Below are 23,729 nucleotides of genomic sequence, written 5' to 3'. Positions count from 1 at the left end.
CAACTCAGTCTACGGTATACTAGAAATTAATGGCACATCATGAAAATGTAAAAATAATCGCATTCGTCGGAATGACTGGAAGTGGAAAAAGTTCTGCAGTTGATTTTCTAACTGAAAAAGGATATCCGAAGGTATACTTTGGAGGTGTGATTTATGACGCGATGCGTGAAGCGGGTATTGAGATTACACCAGAAAGCCAAACTACTTTCAGGGAAGATATTCGTAAAAAAGAGGGTGATGATTTCGTGGTAAAGCGTATCATTCAACAGATAAATGGGCTTATTGGCGCCGGTCAGCACCGTATTATCGCAGATGGTATCTATAGCTGGACTGAATATAAGATCATGAAGCATGAATTTCCTGGTGAACTGCATGTTATAGCCGTCGTAGCACCGCGACGCCTTCGACACCACCGCTTATCAATACGCCCAGAGCGACCATTCACTGATGTTGAAGCAACCAATAGGGACTGGACGGAAATTGAGAATTTAGAAAAGGGTGGTCCAATCGCAATGGCAGATAGTTATATCATTAACGACGGTGACATGGAGCATTTCCACGAGCAACTCGATGTTATTCTAAAACACACCGACTTCTACTCTTAAATTAAAAACTCCGAGATATCTCGGAGTTTTTAATTACATGTAAGTTTATTTAACTCAGGTACTCATGAAGTTTTTTGGCATCCTTATGTTTACGAAGCTTTGCAAGCGCCTTAGCTTCAATCTGACGAATACGCTCACGAGTGACGGCAAACTCTTGTCCGACCTCTTCAAGTGTATGAGATTTACCATTTTCTAGGCCAAAACGCATCTTGATGATCTTTTGTTCTCGTTCAGAAAGTGTGGAAAGAACTGATTGAACCTGCTCTTTTAAAAGTTGCGATGCAGCAGATTCTTCTGGTGTCGTCCCATCTTCGTCTTCAATAAAGTCACCGAGAACTGAATCTTCATCTTCACCATCACGCCCAACACCAGCATCAAGTGATGTAATGTCTTGTTTAATTTTAATAACGTATTCAACTTTTTCTGGCTCCATCTCAAGCTCTTTTGCAAGCTCCTCGATAGTTGGCTCACGGTTTAGCTCCTGAGTCATGCGACGCTGTGTACGCAGTAACTTGTTAATGGTCTCCACCATATGCACAGGAATACGAATTGTACGTGCTTGATCGGCAATCGCACGCGTAATAGCCTGGCGGATCCACCATGTTGCATAAGTACTAAACTTAAATCCTTTATCTGGATCAAATTTTTCAACAGCACGAAGAAGCCCTGTGTTGCCCTCTTGAATCAAATCAAGGAAATCAAGCCCACGACCAGAATAACGTTTTGCAATTGAGACAACGAGACGCATGTTTGCTTCGGCCATTTTATCCTTAGCCTTCTTCTCACCTGCAACAACACGCTGCGCAAGAGCAAGCTCTTCTTCACCATTCAATAGCGGGATTTTACCAATCTCACGAAGGTACAACCTGACACTGTCATCTGAAACATCATCAAAATATTGATTACTGTTCAGCGTATCTTCATCGTCTTCTTCTTCGTCCTGTAGCTCATCAATCGCTGGTTCTTCAATATCACCAAGTGCTGAAACTGTCGTACTGTCTAATACTGCACTATCGTCTGTTTGATCATCATCTTTGCCCACTAGTCATCTCCTTTATTAAAGTATTAAGTTTGCCACGAATTTCAAGGGCTTTTGACTCGTCGTCGCTAGCCTCGGCCTCACGTAGTTCACTCGTTAATAGATCTTTTTGTTGTTTCTTGTGTTCGTGTGCTACTTGGCGGAGCAATCGTGCCGTTTCGAAGTAACGATCTTGATCGTTCCAATCGGCATATCGAGCGTCGGCCTTTAATAATAGTATTTTGACATACTGATCAATTTTTTGCAACTGCTCAGGGGTATCCGTCACAATCTTACCGGAATGTGTAGCGAGGAAAGATGCGACTAATTGACGATCTTCGCCTGCAAACATTGTTGTATCAATATGTGCAAATAGTTCTTGGGCTGATGCATCAATTAGTGCGGCAGCAAGAAGATTATCTTGATATAAATACACATCCTGACTACGCTCATCCGTGGTATGAACTCGTTTTAAGCGAGTTGGTGCGGGAGTCTCATCAGTTCCTTTAGCTTGTTTAGCTTTAATCGATTCGAGGGATGATTGAACCATGTCGGCGATTTTGGCCTGATAGTGCTCTTGCTCTACTATATCCTGCAATGTCCTGACGACTTTAAGCCCTGCTGTAGTAAAAGCACGCTTTCCTGAGGCAGAGGTAAGATCTTCCCTATTAGAGTATTGGTTCAGTATCCAGTCTACTGCAGGCTGTGCGGATTCGATTGCCGCAAGCCAAAGTTTTGAGTCTTGCTGGATTAATTCATCAGGGTCCTTCGCATCACCTGGCAGTGTAATGATTGTAAGTTCAACACCAACTGACTGCGCGATCGGGATTGCACGTTCTGTCGCAGCTATACCTGCTCTATCTCCATCAAATGCGAGTCTCACATTACCTGTTAGGCGTCGGAGAGCTCTTAAGTGGCTTTCGGTCATAGCAGTGCCAGCCGTAGCGACTACCTGTGATATACCTACTTGGTGGCTACTCACGACATCAAGGTTACCTTCGACAATTACAGCATAGTCGACGGTACGAATTGCCTCTTTTGCCTGTGATAACCCAAAAACATGTCTACTTTTGTCATAAAGAAGAGTCTGTGGCGTGTTTAGATATTTGGGAGCATCTTTAATATCAATAAGAATACGGGCCGTAAAACCTATAACCTGCCCACTGCCATCCATGAGTGGTACCATCATACGTCCCCGAAATAAGTCGCCACCATAGCGGTTCGCAAGACCAGCTTCATCAACCTCTCTATCAGAAAAACCTTTCCGATTTAAAAACTGAACAAGGGCATTTCCATTGTCTGGTGCATACCCAATGCGAAATGATTCGACAATTTTTTTATCAAGTCCACGTTTCTTAAAAACATACTCAAGCGCATGCCCGTTACTAATAAGACTGTGCTGGTAATATGAAGCGGCAAGATCAAGTGCCGCGTAAAGACGCTTTTTTTTCTGTGCAATCTCCTGACTTCCCTTTGATTCGTAGAGTGACAAATCAACCCCAGCTTTTCTAGCTAGGTGTTCGAGCGCTTGACGAAAATCCATACCTTCCACTTCCATCACAAAACTGAATACATCACCACCCTTATTTGACGAAAAGTCATGCCAAATATGCTTATCTGGACTAACGAAAAAGCTTGCCGTTTTTTCACTACTAAATGGACTCAGTCCTTTAAAGTTACGCCCAGCTCGTTTGAGCTGTACATACTCACCTACAACATCCTCGATGTTAATGCGTGAACGAACTTCTTCTTTTGCATCCTGCATAGTTTTATTGTAACACTTTTACCTCTGTTAGAAATTAGCGTATAGGCACTACACGCTGATAAAACGTGAGCATTATTGTCGATTGACCTCTATATGTGATTAAATACATGTAATGAATCCAAATCAAGAAGAATATTCAATTGACTACTTAAATCAGATTGCGGCTCCAGCTAAAAAACCTGGACTTGATAAAAAGTTTCTTCTCCTTATCGGTGGTGGCCTTCTATTTGCTATAATTCTCGTTGTTGTACTCGTGAGCCTGGGTAATGGTGGTAATGCAAGCCCCTCTAAATTACAAACACTCGAGGCCCGAATTAACACTCTTAGTACTATCTCTACAAGCGCTAAACAAAATATCAAAAGTAATTCACTGAGAACTACAAACGCCAACCTAATCATTTTCTTAACAAATGCTGATCGTGACGGCACAGCACCGTTACTCGCGGCAGGAGTAGCAAAAGATAAAATCGACAAAGCCATTACGGCTGCCGAATCTGGTGATACACTCAAAAAAACATTAGAAGATGCCAGATTAAATGCCACTTATGATCGTACTTATGCAAGAGAAATGGATTATCAACTGGAAACCTTATCCGCACTGATGAAAGGTATCTATGAATCAACAAGTAGTAAGTCAATGAAAGATTTCCTTGATACAACGGATACGAACCTTGCGACTATAAGGAAGCAATTATCCGATTTTAGCGATACAACTAGCTAGCGTCGACTAGGTTATAGCTTAGTCGTACTAAATCGAACAGTTCGTCTTCAGGCACCTGTCCAGTGCACAAAATAGTGTTCCAATGTTTTTTATTCAAATGATATCCCGGTAGCACGGTTTCATATTTATCGCGAAGAACAAGAGCGAGACTTGGGTCGCACTTTAAACTCACCTTGAGTGGCTTACTGTCATTTGCAATGATTGCGAATAGCTTACCCTCACCTGTTTCTTTATAGCCTATTTTATATACTGATGTGGATTCGCCAAAAGGAAAATCAAGCCATGTGTTAGGAAAGCTAAGGAGATAATCTTCGAGTTCTTTGTGAGTCATATACTCAGTCTACAGGCTACTATAGGGGGCTTGCAACTGGGTCATCGTTTTTTGCCAGTTTAGACGCTGCAGTATTGCCTCTTGCTGGTCGGGTGTTGCGGGTTTTACGATCTTACCCGAATCATTACTGCCAACGACCCCAAACCCATATGTTACTTGTAATTTCTTAAGCCCCTGACTAGCAATTTGAGCCATACAATCATCCTGGAACGCTACACATCTGCTACCGATTCTGAGCCAAGCATCAAGTTGGCTAGTGTCGGCGTTGGCTGCTAGTTTCATATTAACGTTAATAGCAGCTGAGCGTACAACTTCGGGCGTGTCCTGCTGGTCGAATATAAAGTTACCCATGGAATAAACAATGAGGTGTCCCTTATAGCTTTCACTGTTCTGTATCCAGTGTGCATGATCTCCTATGACCATATCCGCACCGTTATCTATCATGGATCTATATAGATCAGTTTTAATTTGGTCAGGCCCTGTCTTGTATTCCTGGCCTGAATGAGGAAACGCGATCACAGGCATCACTTTTGCGTATGCTTGCATAACAGCAAGACTAGCGGCAGACGGAATCTTAAATACTCCATGATAGCCACACATCGCTACTGGAAGACTACCTTTTTTTGTGGTTTTATCATCGAGTGAAATAGTCACTGGCATTGCTGTCACTTCACATACATCTTTTAGAACCTCAGGGTCAAAGTTACCAAAATATTGAATTTTATTCTGCTCGAGATGCTGACGAGTTTCAATGAGCCCAGCCATCCCACCTTGATTATCACTATGGTTATTTGCGTTACCAAAAATAGTGAACCATTTAGCCGCTTCCGGAAGATAGTCAGGCGAACAATTAAATGTCAGCGTTGCGTCTTCCTGTGCGCTGGTCATGTTGACGCCATTAACCGACGGACATTCTAAGTCAGCAATCCAAGCATCGTATTTCATACGGTTAAATTCACTGAGTCTTGAAAATGGATAGCTAGTTTTTAGTGAGCTCGCTTGTGACCAATCATTTATATATCTGCCCCAAAAAACATCTCCCATGAAAAGCATATTAGACGATATGGCTACAGGTTTTGATACTACTTCTGATTTTGATGTAACAGTTTTTTGTTCAGGCGTGTGAACACTTTGATTGAAGAATATAACAACAAACGCGGTTGCTATCAAAATCATTAGTACGGCTACTACAAACCATAGAAGTCTTTTATGATTTCGACGCGCCCTTATTGGTAGCATAGTACTGCTATTGTAGCATTATTTCAGCTTGGTCAAATAATACTTAAGTTCCATGATACTACCTCTTATATCTTCAAGGGCACGGTGTTCTTCGGGTTTCGTAAATCGTTTTCCAAATTTACCATCAAATACCACTTTCCATGCTGTAACATCTAACATACGGTAGTGTAGACGAACATCGAGTCTATGCCACTCATTCACGATAAACCGTCTATCCTGATGAATAGAATTACCCCCAAGTAGTACAGGTTTTTCAGAATCGAAATGTTCGTTTATGAAATCAAGTAATTCATTTTCTACCGTACGGCCAGATAGTCCATTTTTGTTTTGATCAACTAATCCATCGCGCGCTTCCGGATTTGCATCCCAAAATGCAGCTCCTACTTTCATGCGCTTAGCCATAAGTCGCGGTCCAACCTTAACGACTGCCGTATATGTCGCGATTTCATTAAAATCCCAATCGGTAGCAATAACTGCTACTTCTAAGATACGATCCTTGACTGGATCTAAGCCTGTCATTTCTAGGTCCATCCATAAAATTTTTGCTTTTTTAGTCATGATATCTATTGTAACAACAATACTGTATGGAAATGGAAAACCCCTCTTAATCAGAGGGGTAGTATCCGCGAGGCAGGGAGAAGGAGCATATGCTTCTACTTCTTCCCCGCCTCTAGCGGGATTCTTGCTATGGGCGTATGATACCCATTTTCGGTCGAAAGAATTTTGACCGGATTGTTTTATGTCGCAATCTCGACGATATAGCAGTCTTGTTAAAGACAAGCAGTGATCAGTGTCACGGGCTGCTCAGACCAGAATCTTCATGCCGCAGAGTTCTACCCCTCGGTACTTTAACTCAATGATCTGGAGCTGGAGCAGCCTCTCAACTGCTACACGGAACTGCACCGGACCCACGTCCGTCATGCGAAGGCCGACCCTCGCTCCGTACCATCCCCCGATGTCATCTGCCATGGCCGTGGACATGCAGTTCAATGCTTTGAAGACTCGCTGCTCCGTTGCACTGACTTGATGACCACAGACCTCGTAGGTTTCTACCTGCGGAGTTTTGTTTTCTTTGACCGTCTGTCGTGACAATGTACGTCCCTTCGGTTGGGTCCGGAAAAGTCATATACTTTCCCTTTAAAGGCGTTATCAATCCGATAACGACTTGAGAAGGAAAACATATACTTCAAGGTAACTAAGCTATAATAGCACTTATTTGTGTTTTTACAAGTGCTATATTTTTATAACCATGAGAAGTCTTCTACCTATAGAGTAGTAGGGTCAAATTTAAGACTGAGTGAATTGATACAGAATCTTTTATCAGTTGGTGTATCAAGACCCTCACCTTCAAAGATATGACCGAGATGTCCTCCGCAGTTTGCGCACGTTACTTCAGTTCGAGCCATACCAAGAGTATCGTCGGTATGGAAATCTACTGCACCTGGTTTTGCATCGTAAAAGCTTGGCCATCCACAATGTGCATCAAATTTTGTTCCACTTTCAAACAACAACTGACCGCATGCCGCACAGGCATACACGCCGTCAGCAAAAAGACCATCATACTCACCACTAAACGGTGCTTCTGTCGCTTTATCACGGAGAACTGCAAACTGCTCCGGTGTAAGAATTTCTTTCCACTCTTGATCGGTTTTATTCATATACCTATTTTACTACTATTTCCTATAGATGACATACCATGAAAAATTAATTCATCATACGATTAACGTATAGTGTCAAAGACTTCATGGTTTTTGGGAACTTTTTAACGGAGCTCCCTAAAACCGTCCTTATTTTTATGTCACAAGGATGACAGGATGCGTTCTGGCCGATGTCGACTCATGCCTGACGCATGAGGCTTCTCCTATACCAGGCCGGCGCTTGATCCGATTCGGCCGCGACCAAACTCGCGGAGTAGACGTATGCGTGCTGACTCCAGAAAGTCCTACATGCATCCAGTCCACCAACTGCGTCCTTGGCAGAGATCTGCCAAGGAAGTGGTGGCGCGAATGATCCAGGGTATGCACGCACGATCCAGGGCTGAACGTTGTTCCCTGCCAGCTCCAACGTCACGCTGTAAGTAAGCGGAACGCTGCTCATGCGCACGAATGGTGACAACTGTACCGTTCGTGCATGGTGGCCCTTGTGGATTCCCCAGATAACACGCCCACCCCCGACAGGGACAACCATTGGGCGCATTTTCGACAGACCACTCGAACTATCGATCAGGTGGGTCGGCGTGCTACCGTCGATCCAAAGATCAACACTGTTGATTGCCGCCTGGACATGATCGCTGAACCGAGCGCCGTATCGATACAACAGCGGGATATCCGCAGTCGCACTGACACGGACCGGTACGTCACGATATAGCCATGTTTTTTTGGCCATACGTTATCGCCTCCAAAACTATCACAGTGCCAAGGTTGGCGCTGATGCATATATCATAATACTTAAGTGAACAGGTGTCAACTTTAGATAATCAATCGTTAATAATAAAACCCCGTAACAATACTACTACTGGGTTATTATGCAAAAATTGGTCGGGACAGAGCGGCGCCTACGGCGCCAGCTCTGTCCCTTGAAGAGATCAGTCGTCCGGGTTCAAACTTCCCGGCCTGAGGTCGCGTCGTGGTCCCTCTTCAGGGAAGAGTGACACGCACACGCGATCAGTTCTCCGACCCTCATTCGGATCGAGCAACTGAACAGCTGGTTCTTCGTTGGACATCACTGTCCTCCGTTCCGAGCATAAGCTCTCCAAGTTGCACACAGTCGTGCAACCTTATTATTATATAACATTAACTATATAATAACAATGGGGCATATTACTCTTTTTTCTTATCAAATTTCTTGTCCAGGCCAAGTACTCGGACAACAAAATAAATAACAAGAGCAATGATCAGAAAATTAATTAAATCATTAAGGAAAGAACCGTAGTGAAGAACAATATCAACTACCTTACCGTCTTTGCGACTTTCACCAAGTTTCCATGCGAGACCTTTTAGTCCATCACTGGAGCCAAGTAATAAACCGATTGGAGGCATAATAACGTTATCGAGAAGCGACTTAATAAGTACTGTTGCCGCACCACCAACTGCAAGACCAATTGCAAGACCAACAATACCCTGTTCACGAACAAAATCTGAAAAACCGCTTAGATGATGTGTGCTTTTACCTCTTAAGGCTATAGCTTTTTCTTTTGCCTTATCAGCCGCTTTTTTTGAAACTGTCATAAGTAAATACTCCTTTTACATCAATTATAATCATACTTTTGATGTAATTATATCATTACATCTGTGACGGAACTTCTATCCCTAGTAGATCAAGCCCATGTGTAAAAACATGACTCACTTTACCGAGGAGATTGAGGCGAGCTGCTTTTTGATCACCCGTAACATCGCCTGTCGCGACCGGTGTTTGTTCATAATATCTGTTTAGCTCGCGGGCTAACTCATAAAGATACGTTGCTATTTTATGAGGCTCAATATCACGAGCTGCCAAGCGAACAATATTTGGGTAATCTAATATTTTAGCAACAACTGCTTTTTCAGGCTCATAGTCGTAGCTACCGGCTTTTTCAGAATAATCGTCTACGTTGTCTCGTAATATCTTGTTCACACGTACAGCTGCATATTGAATATATGGTCCAGAAAAACCTGTCAGGGCAAAGATACTATTCCAATCAAATAAGATATTTGTTCGCCTGTCCGCTGCAAAGTCAGTAAACTTTACGGCGCCAAGTGCAATCTTTGTTATATCACTATCAGAAATTTCTCGACCAGATACTACTTCGCGGGCTTTTTCTTCAGCTGTATCGAGTAATTCTTCCATTAATACTACCCCTTTTCGACTGCTCATTTTTTCGCGGGTGCCATCATCATTAATTTGATCTATAATACCAAACCATAAGTGTATAAGTTCAGTGTGAATACTTAATTTTTTTGCTACAGCAAAAAGCTGAGCAAAATGGAACTGCTGTTCAGAACCAACCACATAGATAACTCTATCCGGATGCCAGGTGTCCTCGCGGTACAAAATTGTCGCAAGATCAGTCGTTGCATATAGGGCTGCTCCGTTAGACTTTTGAACTAACATAGGTACATCAAATCCGTATTCATCAAGTGGGACAATTATTGAACCGTCCTGATTTTGCGTTGCAATACCTTCTGTCAGAAGCTTTTGAACTGCTTCTTTACCTTTTGGAGCAAAGAAGGCCTCACCAAGCTCATGATCAGTCGAGATCTTAAGACGTTTCATAATAGTATGAATATGATCAAGGCTAATAGAATTAAACCTAGAACTGTACTCAACAGCTTCCATATCGTTGGCTTCTAATTTTAAGAGCCAGTTTTGCACCTCATCGCGCAGCGTAGACTCACCTTTTTCGTCTTCTTCTTTAAGCAGCTTCTTCATTGAGATATAAACACGGCCTAGTTCATATACGCCATCTTTCTCCAGTGCTGCTTCGCTACTCAACTTCAAAAAGCCAACTACCCAAATACCAAAAGGTGCCCCATAGTCTCCAAGATGGTTATCTGTAATAACGTTCCACCCAGTCGCCTCCATCAGCTTCTTCGCAGCCCAACCCTGATTGCCTGGCCGCAGGTGGCCAATACTATATGGCTTGGCCATGTTCTGACTAGGATATTCAACAACAACAGTTTTGCCTACTCCATCGTTATTCTCGCCAAAAGTCGAGCTCCAGTTTTTCTCTAGCACGTCCACAAGACTTCGAGACGTAACGCGCAAATTAATAAATCCTGGACCAGCGACACTAACATCAGTGAATGTACCGGTTTCACGAAGCTTTACTGCAAGCTCTTCAGCTACTTCACGTGGATTCTTGTTAAGCGGTTTTGCGAGCTGTAACGCAACGTTTGTTGCATAATCCCCAAACTGGATATCGGGTCGTGTTAAAACAACGTTCGTTTCAACGTTAAATAATTCTGATACTATACGTGCAATCTGGAGTTCCATCAGATTTATTATACCAGAGGTAAAGATGAGCAGCTAACCGGTTAGTGTTAAGCAGCCAGACTCTCTTGTAGAGTGCGAATTTTCTTAGCATATGAAGGTTGAATAGTTTCAAGCAAACGAGCAACCGTATTTAACTGCATCATTATATCCGTAAGGTCATCAGTACGGACATCTGCTCGCAGTGCATCAAGACGATTGATAATTCCTCTCGTAGAAGCATTCTCGGAACTAGTTTGAATATCACGTCGTAAATTCATTGCACCCAAACGTAGCTTATCCCGCAAATCATCTTGAATTTCAGTAGTATTAACCGTTCGTCCATCAACAACAGCTGCAGACTCAGATGCCAATTGAGATGAATTTAGCTCAGCGAGACTTACCCGTAGGACAGCACCTACAATTCCGTCAATTTTCCACCCAAATTTTCGCATAAGGTCGTCATTCGGCATTCGAGAGTATCCAGCTTGTACAATTTCGCGTACTTGTCTATTTAAGAACTTAACTTCATCAATCGCTTCATCGACATGTCGCTCTGTTTTTTTCTCGGCTGAATTTACTTTTTCGATAAAATCCTCGAGTTGATTCTTGAGTTGAATCGTGAGCTCAGTCTCTTGTGATTTTGGTGTGCGTGAAACTTCTTTAGTTATTTTACCTTGAATATCCTCAACAGACTGAGAGATAGGGACAGGTATACTCTCGTAAGTTTCAGAATCCCCTTCAGGTTCATGTTCAGAAATAGTATCACTTACGAGAACTTCGCTTTGCTTCCCTTCCGGGTTTGTATCAGGAACTTTATTGCCATTTTGACGAGTAAACTTTTCCTGTAGCGCTCTTAGGTCATTACTCCGAATATGCTCATCGAGCGTATTATCCGAGAAGGAGGGTACATCAGGTGCTTCATGACCAATCTCATCAGACGGAATAGTTGTATCGGTAAAAATTGCTTCAATTTCGTTACGAACACTATTAACCTCATCCTGTCTAGCGGCCATTTCTACCTGGTTCTGACGTTTAAAATGCTCGTGAAGTGCATTAAGATCGTTGCGACTAACACGTTCAACAATAGTCTCAATGGACTCTGATGAGGTGTCTAGCGATTCATGGTGGGGTTTTGAAATTTTTTCTGACATTTTTTTGTTTTATAATTTTATGTTACTTATAACATATTTAAGCATAAGTTTAACAAAAAAGCAAGAGTTTACTATCGTATAGCTTTTTTTGCAGCTCGAAGTAAACCTACGAAAAGTGGATGTGCTTTAGTTGGACGTGAACGAAACTCTGGGTGAGCCTGCGTTGCTGTAAAATAACCCTTACCAGCTGTTTCAACGAATTCAACTAATTTACTGTCTGGTGATGTACCGCTTATAACAAGTCCACCGTCTTCAATTGATTCTTTAAAGGCTTGGTTCACTTCGTAGCGATGACGATGTCGTTCAGTAATTGATGTCTCGCCGTAAATTTTTGCTACTTTTGAGTCTTTTTTTAGCTTTGCTGGATAATCACCTAGGCGCATCGTGCCTCCAGTAGACTCCATACCTTCTTGGCCATTCATCAAATAAACAACGTTTTGTTTAGTCAATGGATCAAACTCAGTGCTATTAGCTCTTTTAAGACCACTCCTACGTGCAGCCGCAATAACTGCAACTTGAAGACCTAAGCAGAGTCCTAGATAAGGTGAGCCCGTCTCTAAAGCATACGTTGCTGCTGCTACCTTACCCTCGATCCCTCTGCTGCCAAAACCACCAGGAACCACGATACCGTCAACGGCAGCAAACTCTTCATTCGTGGCCGTCTCAGCATTGATCCAAACAAGATTCAGCCCGACACTCTCCTGCCAAGCGGCGGCCTTAAGTGCTTCAATAACAGATATATACGTATCTTCATTGTCGAGATACTTTGCAACCATTCCAATTCTGACAATTTGATCGTGTTTCTTATTCTGTGCTTCGATCATTCTTTCCCATTTTTTAAGATTTGGTTTTTTTGTAAAACCAGTAAAATTATCAAGAACTTGCTGGAGACCAGACTCAGCTATGATCATTGGAATCCGAAAAACTGTATCAACATTTGGCATCAAAATAACTGCCTCGTCCGCAACTCCGCCAAACATTGCAATCTTAGCTGCAATACTTTTTGGCGCAACAGCGTCGGTACGAACAACAACGACATCAGGTACAATGCCAAACCCACGAAGATCATTAAGTGCGTTTTGAGCAGGTTTTGTTTTAAATTCTTTACTTGAACCAATAAAAGGCACGTAAACTACATGAATAAATAAACAGTTGCTCCGTCCTACTTTTCGACTAAACTCACGAATTGCTTCAATAAAACTAAGCGCTTCATAATCACCAACTGTTCCTCCGATTTCGACAAAATGAACATCGCTACCTTTTGCAGCCTTTTCAATATCTCTTTGAATAGCAGCTGTCAGATGGGGAACTAACTGGACAGTCTTACCACCGAACTTGCCCGCTCGCTCGTCGGCGATAAGATCGCGGAGCAGACGTCCTGAAAGAGTTGCAGATTTTTGAGTTAGTTCAATATCAAGAAATCGTTCATAATGTCCAAGATCAAGATCGGTCTCCGCTCCGTCTTTTGTGACAAAGCATTCACCGTGCTCTGCAGGATTCAAAAGGCCCGCATCTACGTTAAGATACGGGTCACATTTTTGAACCGAAACATCGGCACCTTGAGATTGTAGTACTGCCCCGATACTAGCTGCTGTGATTCCCTTTCCTACCCCAGAAAGGACACCCCCAGTTACAAATATATATTTCTGTTTTTTATCCATGTGATGCAATGTCTCCATGGAACTTCATTGTAGCATCATATAGGCCTAAAACGCTATATATGGAGTGTTGTAGTATTTTCACTATCCTACATATAGCAATATGCGGAACTTCGCTTACTTGTTAAACTTCCCGTTTCCGAGATACTCTGCACCATTCTTATATACAATCATATGGTCATCCATCATCCAGGCTTGTTGAACAGGCTCGAGAATTTCCCAACTTCGAATAACTTCACCACTACTTGTGAAAAGACTCTTTCGTGAATTAATCGCATCAACTAACACCTGTTCATAAGCATCGGGAAGCTTGACGTCTGCAGCGTAGTCAAAGCTCAGATTACGCGTTTCAAATTGTCGATCATAACCTGGCTTTTTCGTAAACAACTCAATGTCTATGCCTTCATTAGGTTGGATGCGAAAAATAATACAGTTGCTTTGAGCATCGTGCATCTTCTTGAGATGAATCCGAACTTCAGTTGTCTTTTCAGAAAGTGCTTTACCAGTTGTGAGAGTTATTGGGACATCAAGCCATCGTGGTTGAGTGGACGTCAGTTGGACAGAAACAAACGTCTCAGTAGTACTACCTGGATTCTCAACTTCTTTTTGATAAGTTTCGTATTGAGCACGAGTAGCCTTGGCTGGATCAGCAAGTTGTAGCTGTGACAATGCCGCAAGCCGATGCTCGGGTACACTATCCCATTTAAATTCTTTAGTTATATCCATAAGTGTCAGCGCAAGAAGTTGCATCAGATGGCCTTGTAAAACATCCCGCAGTGCACCGGTTTGTTCGTAAAACTGGGTCCGCCCTTCAATGCCAATTTTTTCGCTGGCTATAATTTCAATTGACTCTATGAAATTATTATTCCAAATATGGCTAAAGAGTGCGTTACCACCTCGAAATGCAATTATATTTTGGGCCATTTCTTTTGCAAGATAGTGATCAATACGGTAAAGCTGATCTTCTTTATAGAAACGCTCGGTTCGTGCAATAACATCTTTTGCAGAGCTAAGGTCAACGCCAAAGGGTTTTTCGAAAAGAATCTTCACATTAGGGGTATTCATCCCAGCTTCACCCATAAAATCCACTATCGCTGTTGCTGCCGAAGGCGGAACTGACAGATACGTTATGAGTTGTTCATCATCACCAAGATTAACAAATTCATTTAAACGTAAGTAATCAGACTTCTTAGCAAGATCCATCGAAAAAATAGAGATTTTATCTACAAGATCGGTTTTGCCAAGTGAGCCCTGGAGTAGTTCTGGAATATTTACTTCCCTACGTGAAACACCTATGACAGATAGGTCATCAAAATCACCTGTACTGATAATTTGCTCAAGGGCTGGAAGTAGCTTACGGGTACTGAGATCACCTGTAATTCCAAAAATGAGAAGTTTTGTTTTCATATACTAAGTATACACCTTAATTACTATAGTATGTATAGTAATCTTTGAAATGCATAGCTCTTCTTGAAAGTATTCTAGAATTTTTCTTCTTCGTGATGTCCGGCTGGAGTAAGACTTGGCGCCTTTGAACTTGAGCCACCACCTGAATTAACTTCGTAGCTCGTGTTAGTGCTTTCAAAAAAGTTAACAAGCTCGAGTGTGTCATTTGCTGCTGCCATCCACTTAGCTGGATTGGAAACTTTATAGTGCGCTTCAAAGCCAAGCTCTTCTAGGCGACGATCGGCTAAATACCTTACGTACTGGTTAATGTAGTCACTGTTAAGTCCAAGGATGCCGTTTGGTAGAAGATCACGATTGTATGCTTCTTCCATTTCGACGCCATCAAGAATCATCTGTTTGATCTCATTTGCAAATTCTTCTGTTTGAAGATCTTCGTTCTCTTCAAGAACAGTGAGAATCAAATTGATACCAAACTTAAGGTGAAGTGATTCATCACGTACAACCCAGTCGATGAGACTTCCGAAGTTACGCAGTAAGTTACGCTGGCGGAATGATAAAGCCACCATGAATCCACTGTAGAACCAAATACCCTCAAGGATAATATTGTATGCGACCAGGTTACGGACAAAGTCTTTCTTACCTTCGGTTGTCGCGATATCGAGTGTATCTTCCGTCATACGTCGGATGAACTTCGTCTCAAACTCTTCTTTTCTCGCCATTGAAGGGGTCTCTACGTGTGCAGCGTAAGCCATTTCACGATCAATTGGGAATGTCTCAAGTACATACTCAAATGACATACAGTGGTTTGCTTCTTCCCACATTTGCTTTGCGAGGTAAAGGTGACACTCTGCAGCATTAACATATGGATAGACACCAAAAGCTAACGCCTTATTAACTAGTAGTTCATTTGGATTAAAGTAACTCATAAGAAACGTTAGTGCATGTCGCTCTTCATCACTCATCTTCTTCCAGTCAGCAAGATCCTGTCCTAACTGAATTTCGTTTGGAAACCACGTGTTTGCTACTGCTTGATCATAGAGATCCATTGCCCACTGGTAATGGATTGGTTTAAGTAAAAGTCCGTCTTGGATACCTGTTCCTAAAATTCCTGGCATAATGTTCTCCTTATTAAAATTACTGGCAACCTTCACACATTGTTAAATCTGCTGGATCGAGTGGTGCGGCGAATGTACCACGAGATGCGGCTTCTTCGTTGGCTTGCTCCTGAGCATTTGCCATAGCCTGATCAATTGCAGCTAATTTTTCTTCAAGTGTCATATCTTCTGTGATGATTTGTGATGCGTTCATTGTGTTATCCCCCTATTTTGATTGCTATACGTTAGTTGTTTGTTTCTTTGCAAATCCGAATCCTGCTCTGCGCGCTCCCCCGCTACTCGTCTCGGCTTTATTCACCTTGACTGTACTTTGTTCGGCTTGATGCCGAGGCTTTACGTGCAGATAGTATGTCGTCTTCAACCCTTTTTTCCATGCGGTCGTATAAACCTCTACCATGTCGTCAATGTTTCGGGTTTCAAGGTACATATTGCGTGAAATCGCTTGGTCAACCCATTTTTGTGCCCGAGCTGCGACTTCGATAAATGCGTATGGGCTGAGCTGAAAACTAGTTTTATAGACATCTTTTACGTGCTGCGGAATGACGGCGATCTCTGTTAGATCTCCCTGAAGTCGCAGAACATCTTCTTTGACTTCATCCCAGAGTCCAAGTTCACGAAGATCCCGAACTAAGTTTGTATTCACTTCAAGAAATTTTCCGTTTAGTGTCGATCTGCTGAAGATCTGTGCAAACTGAGGATCAATACCTGGTGTTGTTCCAGCAATGTGAGCAATGTTTGCTGTTGGTGCGATAGCCATAAGTGTTGCATTTCGCATGCCTTTTTTAACTTTTGCGCGCAGTTTTTCCCAATCGAGTCGAGTCTTACGAGTAACATCGACTTTTACTTTACGGTCAGCTGCGAGTTCATCGACAGTATCGATAGGGAGAATACCCTTGCTCCACCCACTTCCCTTGAAGCGTGGGTAACTTCCTAATTCTTTTGCCATATCTGCTGACTCATCGATCGCATTGAAACTAATGAACTCAGTTAATTGATCCATAAGATCGTATGATTCTTCTGATTCGTAACTATGACCGAGCTTTTCGATAACATCCGTAAAGCCCATTATACCTAGCCCAAGCGCACGGTTTTGTTGGTTCGAAAACATAGCTTCAGGGATTGGTGTATTTGTAATATCACATAGGTTATCGAGCTGACGAATCGCACTACGAGTACTTGATGATAAACGATCCCAGTCCCACGTTTTATCTGCTTTTAAGTGTGCTGATAAGTTAATACTGACAAGGTTGCAAACGGCGGTGTTGTCAGCATCTTGTGGAAGTGTAATTTCAGTACAAAGATTACTAAGATGAATTGTTGATGTGTTATTGTTTAGCGCACGAACATTAATTGTGTCTTTCCATGTTAACCATGGGTGTGATGTTGCTTGAAGAACTGTCAAAATCTGGCGGAACTGTTCACGTGCACTGATTTTATTAAATTCACGCATCTCACCTGCTTCAGCTTTTTTAATGTATTCAGCAAAACGTTTACTAAACTCCATACCGTATAGTTCAGGAAGATCAGACACTTCAGCTGGATCAAACATATACCAATCTTGATCTTTTTGAACTCGTTTCATAAATTCGTCGCTGAGGAATACAGCCGTATTAGCTAAGCGAGTACGAAGATATGGATCGCCAGAGTTTTGCTTAAGATCAAGAAACTGTGGGAAGTTAAGGTGCCAGTTTTCCATGTAAAGCGCAGCAGCACCAGCTTTTTTACCTTTGCGACTAACTGCAAAAAGTGCAGTATCTATCATTTTCATGAATGGAATTGGACCAGTTGATTCAGTATTTGTTGTTTTAACTGGGCTACCAGCGGCGCGAAGTTTATTAAGGCTAATACCGATACCACCAGTTCCCTTTGCAATCCACATAACATCACGAACACCTTTTGCAATAGACTCCATATCATCCTGGACTTCAAGAAGAAAGCAATTAGAGAGCTGCGGAAAAGATCCTCCAGCATTAACTCGAGTTGAACCACCAGGAACGTAATCGAGGTTTGACATATGACGGTAAAAATCGATCGCCGCAGCAGTAGGATCTTTTTCATTGAAGCTCAAACCCATTGCAATACGCATGTGAGTGAACTGTGGAACTTCGATAGGCCCACCACTTTGCTTACGGAGTGCATAGCGGTTCTTATTGGTAATAACACCAAGATACTTACTAAGGTTATCCCGTGATGGATCAAGGGCAGCAGCAAGTTTTTTGAGATCATATAGTTTGCTTCCCATACGAATATCAAGAAGGCCATCTTTTACGCCTTTTTTGATATACTCAGCGAATTTTTGCTCATGTAATTTTTTAAGTTCTGCTTCGGTCTCATAATTACCAAGAATATTTTTATAAATATTCTTAAGAAGAAGACGCGCAGCGATTGTGTCAAAATCTGGATCGTCTTTAACATTTTGAAGAGCGGTGTGAATAACAGCTTCATCGAGTTGCTCACTTGTAATACCATCGAATAGTGTAAGCTGCAGCTCAGTTGCCACTTGAACAACTTTGCTAATCTGGTCCGGAAGACCTTCACTTGCCTTAACGAGTGCCAAGTTAATCTTGTTGGCGTCGAATGGTTCGCGGGTGCCGTCGCGTTTTACCACTTGTATTTGACTCATCCTGATTCCCCTATGCTACTTTTTAATGAAGTTATTTATGTATCACAACCACCTCCCAAAGTGGTGCAAGAAAAATATCAGCATAGCTGACTGGATACCCTCCTTGCTAAATGTGTGTTTTTGTTGAACTACTACGTATGTAGTGTCTGTATAGAATAATAAACCCTATATGTGTGGTTTTCAAGCATTTTACTCATGTTTTTTTAACTACAAGCATAATTGCTATCATGTAACACTTTAGACAACCATGATAGTGTCGTGTTTCTTATTTACAACGCTACATGTGGTGTTATTTTGTATAAAATACACTATTTATCATTAGTATTCGTTTCAAGGAGTTATTAATAAGTAATGCTACAGTGCTTCATTACGTATTGTCATTTCCTATATACTTATATGATGTTTACTACATCAAAAGATGCAATTGTTTGGAATCACGTCAAGCAGTCTAGAATTCAACTACTTGCCTATTTAGAGACTCTAACCAACGAACAATGGAATCAAGAATCTTTATGTGTAGGTTGGAAAGTCAGAGATGTGCTTGCTCATCTTATACTCGAGTACCATTATACCGCTCGCACTTCATGGAAAGACTTTGTACGGAGTGGTTTCAGGGTTAATGAATTTATGAAACGGACAGCATTAAGCCTGGGCAGAAGTTCAACAGAGAGTCTACTGGACCAGTTCCGGCTAATGATCGATGAACGAATTAAGCCCTCTTCTGTGCCTACTATGAATGTTTTAGTCGACCTACTTGTTCATGAACAAGATATCCGCATAGCGCTCGGCCAAACTAAAGCGATGAATCCCAACTCACTTCAATTAGTTTTCTCACACTGGGAGCCGAGTGAGTATAATTTTGGTGAAAAAATAACAGGGCTTGCCGCAAGACTAAGTGGGTTAAAGTTCGTATTAACGGATTTGAATATGTCTAAGGGTGCTGGAAAGGAGGTTATTGGTACAGCCGAAGACATATTACTTGCCGCAGTTGGAAGAATGGCTAGAATAAACAATCTTCAAGGAGAAGGTTCAAAAGTACTAAAAAGTAGATTGAAATAATAAGAGTTATATCCGGTTTTACTGCACTGAAGTAGTACATTATAAAAACCGAAGTATCATATAACATAAGACTGTTTGGAAGTATAAATTCAAATTGGCGGAGAGAACAGGATTCGAACCTGCGATAACATTGCTGCCATACACGCTTTCCAAGCGTGCGCCTTCAACCACTCGGCCATCTCTCCAGTACGATCTATTATACCAGTTGTATATAACACTCCAGCTTAGAGGTTGCGGGAATGCATACAAGGTCATTATAATAGATGAAATGCCAACTACGCCTACCACACCAGTTATAGAACTGCGTGCGCTCACAAAGCGCTTTGGTGTAGGTGATGCGGAGAATGTTGTACTTGAATCAATTGATCTTACGATCGAAAAGGGTGAATTTATTGCTGTAATGGGTCCTAGCGGATGCGGCAAAACAACACTGCTTAATATCCTCGGATTACTCGATCGTTCTAATGAAGGCGACTACTTACTAGATGGAACATCGATTGAAAACCTTAGTACAAACCGCCATGCCCGTATTCGTAGTCAGCAAATAGGCATTGTTTTTCAAAGCTTCAACCTTGTCTCAAGGCTTAATGTTATAGAAAATGTTGCCCTTCCACTGACATATAAAGGTATTCACCGTACAAAACGACTTAAAATGGCAAGTGATATATTAAAAACGTTTCATTTAGGTGAGCGTGAATACTACATGCCATGGCAACTATCTGGAGGACAAACCCAGCGTGTGGCTATTGCCCGCGCGCTTGTAAATAATCCTTCGATTATTTTGGCTGATGAGCCAACCGGTAACCTTGACTCCAGGTCGAGTCACGTTATCATGGAAGAGCTGTCGGAGCTACATAAACGTGGTAATACGATTATTATGGTGACGCACAACCCCGCCCTTACGACATATGCAAGTCGAGTAATCAAAATGCTCGACGGTAAAATAGACAGTGACACGAAAATAACTGTTCGATTTGAGTCAAAAACTGAGAAGATTCCTCTCGGAGCCCATCAACATCAAGCACCTGTCGAACTAACTCAAGTTGTTGCACCCGTAAAAGTAACGAAGCCGAAGAAAAAAGCAGCAAAAAAACGCAAACAGAGGACAAAAAAATAATGCGTTTTCTTCTTATTGATCATATACGTAATGCGAAACAATCACTCCGCGCAACTAGAATGCGTACAATCCTTACTATACTCGGCATTAGCATTGGTATTGCAAGCATGACGCTCATACTGTCACTCAGTGATGGTATAACAAAAGTTGTGACAAACCAGGTTGATGCTCTTGGTGGCAATGTCGCAGTTGTTCGTCCAGGCACGCCTAATAAGGATGTGAGTGATCTCACTAATCCGAGTCCCTACCAGGGTTTTGCAACCAGTACAATTACTGAGCGTGACGTCCAGGATATGAGCGAACTGCCACATGTTGCAGCTGCCTCCCCTATCATGATTATTAATGGCACAGTCAAAGCTGACAAGACGGCACCCACCAATACGCCAATCATAGCCTCAAATCCTCAGCTTATTTCAATAGCGAATATTTCTATGCGAGATGGTCAATTTATAGATAGTGTGACAAATCGTGATACTGCAGTTATTGGCAATCAACTTTCAATTGATCTATTTGGTACTGATAACTCTATTGGGCGTAGTTTTACTATTCGAGATCAAACATTCACTGTTATTGGCATTCTAAAGCGTGCAAATGATCCAATCAATTTCAATAATATTGATTTTGACCATGCTGCTATCATCAGTCTTGAAAGTGGCAAGTCTTTAAATCGTGGCACTGCTCAGATACAGCAGATCAACATTCGTGCTAAGACCGTCGGAGACCTACCAGCTGCACTTCATGAAATAAATCAATCACTTGCTAAGAATCATGCTGGTCAAAACGATTACACAATTCTATCTGGCAAAGAAATTGCCGAGCCGACAAGCCAGCTATTTTTTATGATAAGTAGTGTCACGACCGCAATTGCTAGCATCTCACTCGTTGTAGGTGGTATTGGAATTATGAATATAATGTTAGTAAATGTCGCCGAAAGAACCCGTGAAATCGGACTACGTAAAGCAGTCGGAGCAAGTAATAGTAATATTATCGGCCAATTTATGATTGAAGCACTCATCATGAGCCTTCTTGGCGGAGTGATTGGATATATTTTTGGATATATTTTAGCATTCGTCATAAGTAGCAGTCTTTTGACCTTTGATCCTGCATTTACATGGCAGATAGCTGCTATAGCACTTGGTATATCGGTTATTATTGGTGGAATCTTTGGTCTATACCCAGCTATTCGGGCTGCTCGTAAAGATCCGATTGAATCTCTTAGGCAGTATCACTAATAGCTGTGCTTCTGGTATTCTATAGCTATGCCCGTTCAGCGTGAAAAACATATCCTCGTTAGCATTACTGGTGCGCTATTTTATATTGCTATCATGATTCAGTGGCTATGGTCATCACTTCCCTACCTACCTGGAATTGTTCAATTTGCTGGGACACTCCAGACCACTCCTCAAAATACTCAACCAATTCAGCACGTGCCCGCAACCGGACCACCTTCAGTTATTCTCATAGCTATTGTGATTGGCGTGACAATCTTTATTATCGCTGCAACAGTTTATTTACTTTTAAAGCTACCGGCGACAGTTGGGAGTGTAGGTGAAAAAATGACGAAAAGCGCGACTGAATATATAGTTCCCGTTATTAGCCATCACGTAAAGCTCACACCTAAAAAACGGCAGTGGCTGACAGCTCGCATTATGCTCGATGTGAAGATAGCACTGTCTATTATCCCAATAGTCATTGCAGCTCTTTGCTTTCTTGTTGGACCAGGCCTGCCTTATGATATCGTGATGCTCATTGCTGCAAGTCTTGGTATTTTTTCGTTCACACTGCTACTCATACAAATAGGACTGACAAAATGGCTCAAAGTCAGCCCTAAAAGTTTTTAACGAAACTGACTTAAGCTAGTTCGGCTTTAAGTTTCTCAATAATCACTACCGGAGCAGGATCAACAGCATTTAAGATGGCGACATAAATACTAACAAAGTCCGCGAGGATACTTGCCCATAGTAGTTGTGCAATAAGCGTATCTCCCTTGAGTGATACGGTATTTGCTTTTGGACGTAGCCCACTAAGTAGCTTATCACTGATTGCAAAACGTTTTAAGATCTGACTATCTTCTAGGTGGGAAATAAGGTCAAAAATAACAAATGGCTTTTCGATGGGATGAGACGTCCACCCTATGAATTCGTTGTGATTAAACTCTGGATACTCATTCCAAAATGCAAGATTCTTTGCATTCTCATTCCAACTAATTTTCCATTTATACGCGACCGGCGCAGTTAATGCACCACCATAAAATACAGGTGTTTTGCCAACAGAAAGTAATGCTAATTGTTTTGCGTAATTCTTATCAGTGCTAATCTCACTTCCCCACTGACTAGATTCGTCGTGCAACCAATCAGCAAGATCAGCTATTTCGCCAAAATGATCATATCTCACAACATTAAATCGAGCCAATACAGCAACAAGAGCTCGTAACCCGTATATAACAGCCATTCGAGGCTGCAGATGGCCCGGCGTTAATACGGCAGCGATTGAGTGTTCTTCTGAAAGTTCCTGAAGTTTACCACCAGATGTAATAATCGCAACTTGAGCATTTCGACCGCGGGCATCGTTAAGTGCTCGCAATGTTTCTTCAGTATTGCCTGAGTAGCTGCTTGCGATGACAAGTGTATTGTAATCAACATAGTCTGGTAAGTCATAGGTTCTTACGATTTCAAAAGGGACTTGAAGCTCATTTTTAAGCCAAGTCTTAAGGAGTAGGGCTGCCAAAGCTGATCCGCCCATACCAGCAACCACGACTCGAGTAATATCCCTTCCATCGTTTTCTCCATGAATAACCTGCATCGGATAACTTGATTGCTGGAACTGGCTTGAGGCGACCTGAAGTGTATCCTCAGGGTCTCTCGACTTTAGTACATTTGCATCATCTAACATATTTTCTCCCACCTAGACTACTTGCGAGCCCGACTACTACTATGATACAGTATTTAGTAAAGAAGCATAAGTACTAAT

Annotated in this window: 21 protein-coding genes and 1 tRNA gene; 6 read left to right on the top strand and 16 right to left on the bottom strand. The window is 42.0% G+C overall.

Annotated elements, in window-relative coordinates; translation table 11 throughout:
- The first annotated feature begins 29 nt into the window (after window positions 1–29).
- Entirely contained in the window at window positions 30–605 is a 576-nt protein-coding gene (locus tag ABIS22_03635) for a dephospho-CoA kinase (GenBank protein MEO7740980.1), read from the top strand.
- Window positions 606–654: 49 nt separating this feature from the next.
- On the opposite strand, the gene rpoD is transcribed toward ABIS22_03635, so the two are convergent.
- Both rpoD and dnaG read right to left on the bottom strand, forming a co-directional pair.
- Entirely contained in the window at window positions 655–1,575 is a 921-nt protein-coding gene (gene rpoD, locus ABIS22_03630; GenBank protein ID MEO7740979.1) for an RNA polymerase sigma factor RpoD, read from the bottom strand.
- Between the two features lie 58 nt (window positions 1,576–1,633).
- Window positions 1,634–3,388, bottom strand: a complete 1,755-nt coding sequence (gene dnaG / locus ABIS22_03625; GenBank protein ID MEO7740978.1) for a DNA primase — start codon at window positions 3,386–3,388, stop codon at window positions 1,634–1,636.
- Window positions 3,389–3,500: 112 nt separating this feature from the next.
- Here dnaG and ABIS22_03620 point away from each other — a divergent pair, with 112 nt between their 5' ends.
- On the top strand, window positions 3,501–4,109 hold the full coding sequence (locus ABIS22_03620) for a hypothetical protein (GenBank protein MEO7740977.1): 609 nt from the start codon (window positions 3,501–3,503) through the stop codon (window positions 4,107–4,109).
- Here the strand turns inward: ABIS22_03620 and ABIS22_03615 are convergent.
- The 12 genes from ABIS22_03615 to ABIS22_03560 form a co-directional block, all read right to left on the bottom strand.
- A complete protein-coding gene (locus ABIS22_03615) occupies window positions 4,102–4,440 on the bottom strand; it encodes an MmcQ/YjbR family DNA-binding protein (protein ID MEO7740976.1) in 339 nt (112 codons plus the stop codon). The two genes, ABIS22_03620 and ABIS22_03615, sit on opposite strands and share 8 nt — an antisense overlap.
- A 9-nt stretch (window positions 4,441–4,449) precedes the next feature.
- Entirely contained in the window at window positions 4,450–5,679 is a 1,230-nt protein-coding gene (locus tag ABIS22_03610; protein ID MEO7740975.1) for a CapA family protein, read from the bottom strand.
- A gap of 18 nt (window positions 5,680–5,697) precedes the next feature.
- Complete coding sequence (gene orn / locus ABIS22_03605; protein MEO7740974.1) at window positions 5,698–6,237, bottom strand: oligoribonuclease; 540 nt, start codon at window positions 6,235–6,237, stop codon at window positions 5,698–5,700.
- Window positions 6,238–6,944: 707 nt separating this feature from the next.
- Window positions 6,945–7,337 (bottom strand): peptide-methionine (R)-S-oxide reductase MsrB, encoded by a 393-nt coding sequence (gene msrB, locus ABIS22_03600; protein MEO7740973.1) that lies wholly within the window; start codon window positions 7,335–7,337, stop codon window positions 6,945–6,947.
- 1,161 nt (window positions 7,338–8,498) lie between these two features.
- A complete protein-coding gene (locus tag ABIS22_03595) occupies window positions 8,499–8,906 on the bottom strand; it encodes an MscL family protein (GenBank protein MEO7740972.1) in 408 nt (135 codons plus the stop codon).
- A 55-nt stretch (window positions 8,907–8,961) separates the two neighbouring features.
- Window positions 8,962–10,650 (bottom strand): arginine--tRNA ligase, encoded by a 1,689-nt coding sequence (gene argS / locus ABIS22_03590; GenBank protein ID MEO7740971.1) that lies wholly within the window; start codon window positions 10,648–10,650, stop codon window positions 8,962–8,964.
- A 47-nt stretch (window positions 10,651–10,697) separates the two neighbouring features.
- Window positions 10,698–11,780 carry a hypothetical protein gene (locus ABIS22_03585; protein ID MEO7740970.1) on the bottom strand — a complete coding sequence of 361 codons (1,083 nt, stop codon included), beginning with the start codon at window positions 11,778–11,780 and terminating at the stop codon, window positions 10,698–10,700.
- A gap of 71 nt (window positions 11,781–11,851) precedes the next feature.
- Window positions 11,852–13,441, bottom strand: a complete 1,590-nt coding sequence (locus tag ABIS22_03580) for a CTP synthase (protein MEO7740969.1) — start codon at window positions 13,439–13,441, stop codon at window positions 11,852–11,854.
- Window positions 13,442–13,555: 114 nt separating this feature from the next.
- Window positions 13,556–14,845: a hypothetical protein gene (locus ABIS22_03575; protein MEO7740968.1), complete on the bottom strand. Its 1,290-nt coding sequence runs from the start codon at window positions 14,843–14,845 to the stop codon at window positions 13,556–13,558.
- Window positions 14,846–14,919: 74 nt separating this feature from the next.
- On the bottom strand, window positions 14,920–15,960 hold the full coding sequence (locus ABIS22_03570) for a ribonucleotide-diphosphate reductase subunit beta (GenBank protein ID MEO7740967.1): 1,041 nt from the start codon (window positions 15,958–15,960) through the stop codon (window positions 14,920–14,922).
- A gap of 19 nt (window positions 15,961–15,979) precedes the next feature.
- Complete coding sequence (locus ABIS22_03565) at window positions 15,980–16,153, bottom strand: hypothetical protein (GenBank protein ID MEO7740966.1); 174 nt, start codon at window positions 16,151–16,153, stop codon at window positions 15,980–15,982.
- A gap of 24 nt (window positions 16,154–16,177) precedes the next feature.
- Window positions 16,178–18,583, bottom strand: a complete 2,406-nt coding sequence (locus ABIS22_03560) for a ribonucleoside-diphosphate reductase subunit alpha (GenBank protein ID MEO7740965.1) — start codon at window positions 18,581–18,583, stop codon at window positions 16,178–16,180.
- Window positions 18,584–18,979: 396 nt separating this feature from the next.
- Here ABIS22_03560 and ABIS22_03555 point away from each other — a divergent pair, with 396 nt between their 5' ends.
- Entirely contained in the window at window positions 18,980–19,642 is a 663-nt protein-coding gene (locus ABIS22_03555) for a maleylpyruvate isomerase family mycothiol-dependent enzyme (protein MEO7740964.1), read from the top strand.
- A 95-nt stretch (window positions 19,643–19,737) separates the two neighbouring features.
- Here the strand turns inward: ABIS22_03555 and ABIS22_03550 are convergent.
- Window positions 19,738–19,827, bottom strand: a tRNA-Ser gene (locus tag ABIS22_03550).
- 83 nt (window positions 19,828–19,910) lie between these two features.
- Between ABIS22_03550 and ABIS22_03545 the strand changes: the two genes are divergently transcribed.
- The 3 genes from ABIS22_03545 to ABIS22_03535 are packed head-to-tail and all read left to right on the top strand — an operon-like array spanning window position 19,911 to window position 22,600.
- Window positions 19,911–20,759: an ABC transporter ATP-binding protein gene (locus ABIS22_03545; protein ID MEO7740963.1), complete on the top strand. Its 849-nt coding sequence runs from the start codon at window positions 19,911–19,913 to the stop codon at window positions 20,757–20,759.
- Complete coding sequence (locus tag ABIS22_03540; protein MEO7740962.1) at window positions 20,759–21,991, top strand: ABC transporter permease; 1,233 nt, start codon at window positions 20,759–20,761, stop codon at window positions 21,989–21,991. Before ABIS22_03545 ends, ABIS22_03540 begins: the two co-directional genes overlap by 1 nt.
- Before the next feature lie 27 nt (window positions 21,992–22,018).
- Complete coding sequence (locus ABIS22_03535) at window positions 22,019–22,600, top strand: hypothetical protein (GenBank protein MEO7740961.1); 582 nt, start codon at window positions 22,019–22,021, stop codon at window positions 22,598–22,600.
- A 10-nt stretch (window positions 22,601–22,610) separates the two neighbouring features.
- Here ABIS22_03535 and ABIS22_03530 read toward each other — a convergent pair whose 3' ends face one another.
- Window positions 22,611–23,651: a bifunctional phosphoglucose/phosphomannose isomerase gene (locus ABIS22_03530; GenBank protein ID MEO7740960.1), complete on the bottom strand. Its 1,041-nt coding sequence runs from the start codon at window positions 23,649–23,651 to the stop codon at window positions 22,611–22,613.
- Between the last annotated feature and the right edge of the window lie 78 nt (window positions 23,652–23,729).

The sequence above is a fragment of the Candidatus Saccharimonadales bacterium genome (assembly GCA_039928925.1).
Classification (GTDB): domain Bacteria; phylum Patescibacteriota; class Saccharimonadia; order Saccharimonadales; family Saccharimonadaceae; genus UBA6022.
This window is presented reverse-complemented; position numbering and strand designations above follow the sequence as displayed.

Excerpts from the sequence above, each read along its gene's own strand:
- ABIS22_03635 (MEO7740980.1), top strand. The coding sequence starts at position 30 with ATGGCACATCATGAAAATGTAAAAATAATCGCATTCGTCGGAATGACT.
- dnaG (MEO7740978.1), bottom strand. The coding sequence starts at position 3,388 with ATGCAGGATGCAAAAGAAGAAGTTCGTTCACGCATTAACATCGAGGAT.
- ABIS22_03620 (MEO7740977.1), top strand. The coding sequence starts at position 3,501 with ATGAATCCAAATCAAGAAGAATATTCAATTGACTACTTAAATCAGATT.
- ABIS22_03615 (MEO7740976.1), bottom strand. The coding sequence starts at position 4,440 with ATGACTCACAAAGAACTCGAAGATTATCTCCTTAGCTTTCCTAACACA.
- ABIS22_03610 (MEO7740975.1), bottom strand. The coding sequence starts at position 5,679 with ATGCTACCAATAAGGGCGCGTCGAAATCATAAAAGACTTCTATGGTTT.
- orn (MEO7740974.1), bottom strand. The coding sequence starts at position 6,237 with ATGACTAAAAAAGCAAAAATTTTATGGATGGACCTAGAAATGACAGGC.
- msrB (MEO7740973.1), bottom strand. The coding sequence starts at position 7,337 with ATGAATAAAACCGATCAAGAGTGGAAAGAAATTCTTACACCGGAGCAG.
- ABIS22_03595 (MEO7740972.1), bottom strand. The coding sequence starts at position 8,906 with ATGACAGTTTCAAAAAAAGCGGCTGATAAGGCAAAAGAAAAAGCTATA.
- argS (MEO7740971.1), bottom strand. The coding sequence starts at position 10,650 with ATGGAACTCCAGATTGCACGTATAGTATCAGAATTATTTAACGTTGAA.
- ABIS22_03585 (MEO7740970.1), bottom strand. The coding sequence starts at position 11,780 with ATGTCAGAAAAAATTTCAAAACCCCACCATGAATCGCTAGACACCTCA.
- ABIS22_03580 (MEO7740969.1), bottom strand. The coding sequence starts at position 13,441 with ATGGATAAAAAACAGAAATATATATTTGTAACTGGGGGTGTCCTTTCT.
- ABIS22_03575 (MEO7740968.1), bottom strand. The coding sequence starts at position 14,845 with ATGAAAACAAAACTTCTCATTTTTGGAATTACAGGTGATCTCAGTACC.
- ABIS22_03570 (MEO7740967.1), bottom strand. The coding sequence starts at position 15,960 with ATGCCAGGAATTTTAGGAACAGGTATCCAAGACGGACTTTTACTTAAA.
- ABIS22_03565 (MEO7740966.1), bottom strand. The coding sequence starts at position 16,153 with ATGAACGCATCACAAATCATCACAGAAGATATGACACTTGAAGAAAAA.
- ABIS22_03560 (MEO7740965.1), bottom strand. The coding sequence starts at position 18,583 with ATGAGTCAAATACAAGTGGTAAAACGCGACGGCACCCGCGAACCATTC.
- ABIS22_03555 (MEO7740964.1), top strand. The coding sequence starts at position 18,980 with ATGATGTTTACTACATCAAAAGATGCAATTGTTTGGAATCACGTCAAG.
- ABIS22_03545 (MEO7740963.1), top strand. The coding sequence starts at position 19,911 with ATGCCAACTACGCCTACCACACCAGTTATAGAACTGCGTGCGCTCACA.
- ABIS22_03540 (MEO7740962.1), top strand. The coding sequence starts at position 20,759 with ATGCGTTTTCTTCTTATTGATCATATACGTAATGCGAAACAATCACTC.
- ABIS22_03535 (MEO7740961.1), top strand. The coding sequence starts at position 22,019 with ATGCCCGTTCAGCGTGAAAAACATATCCTCGTTAGCATTACTGGTGCG.
- ABIS22_03530 (MEO7740960.1), bottom strand. The coding sequence starts at position 23,651 with ATGTTAGATGATGCAAATGTACTAAAGTCGAGAGACCCTGAGGATACA.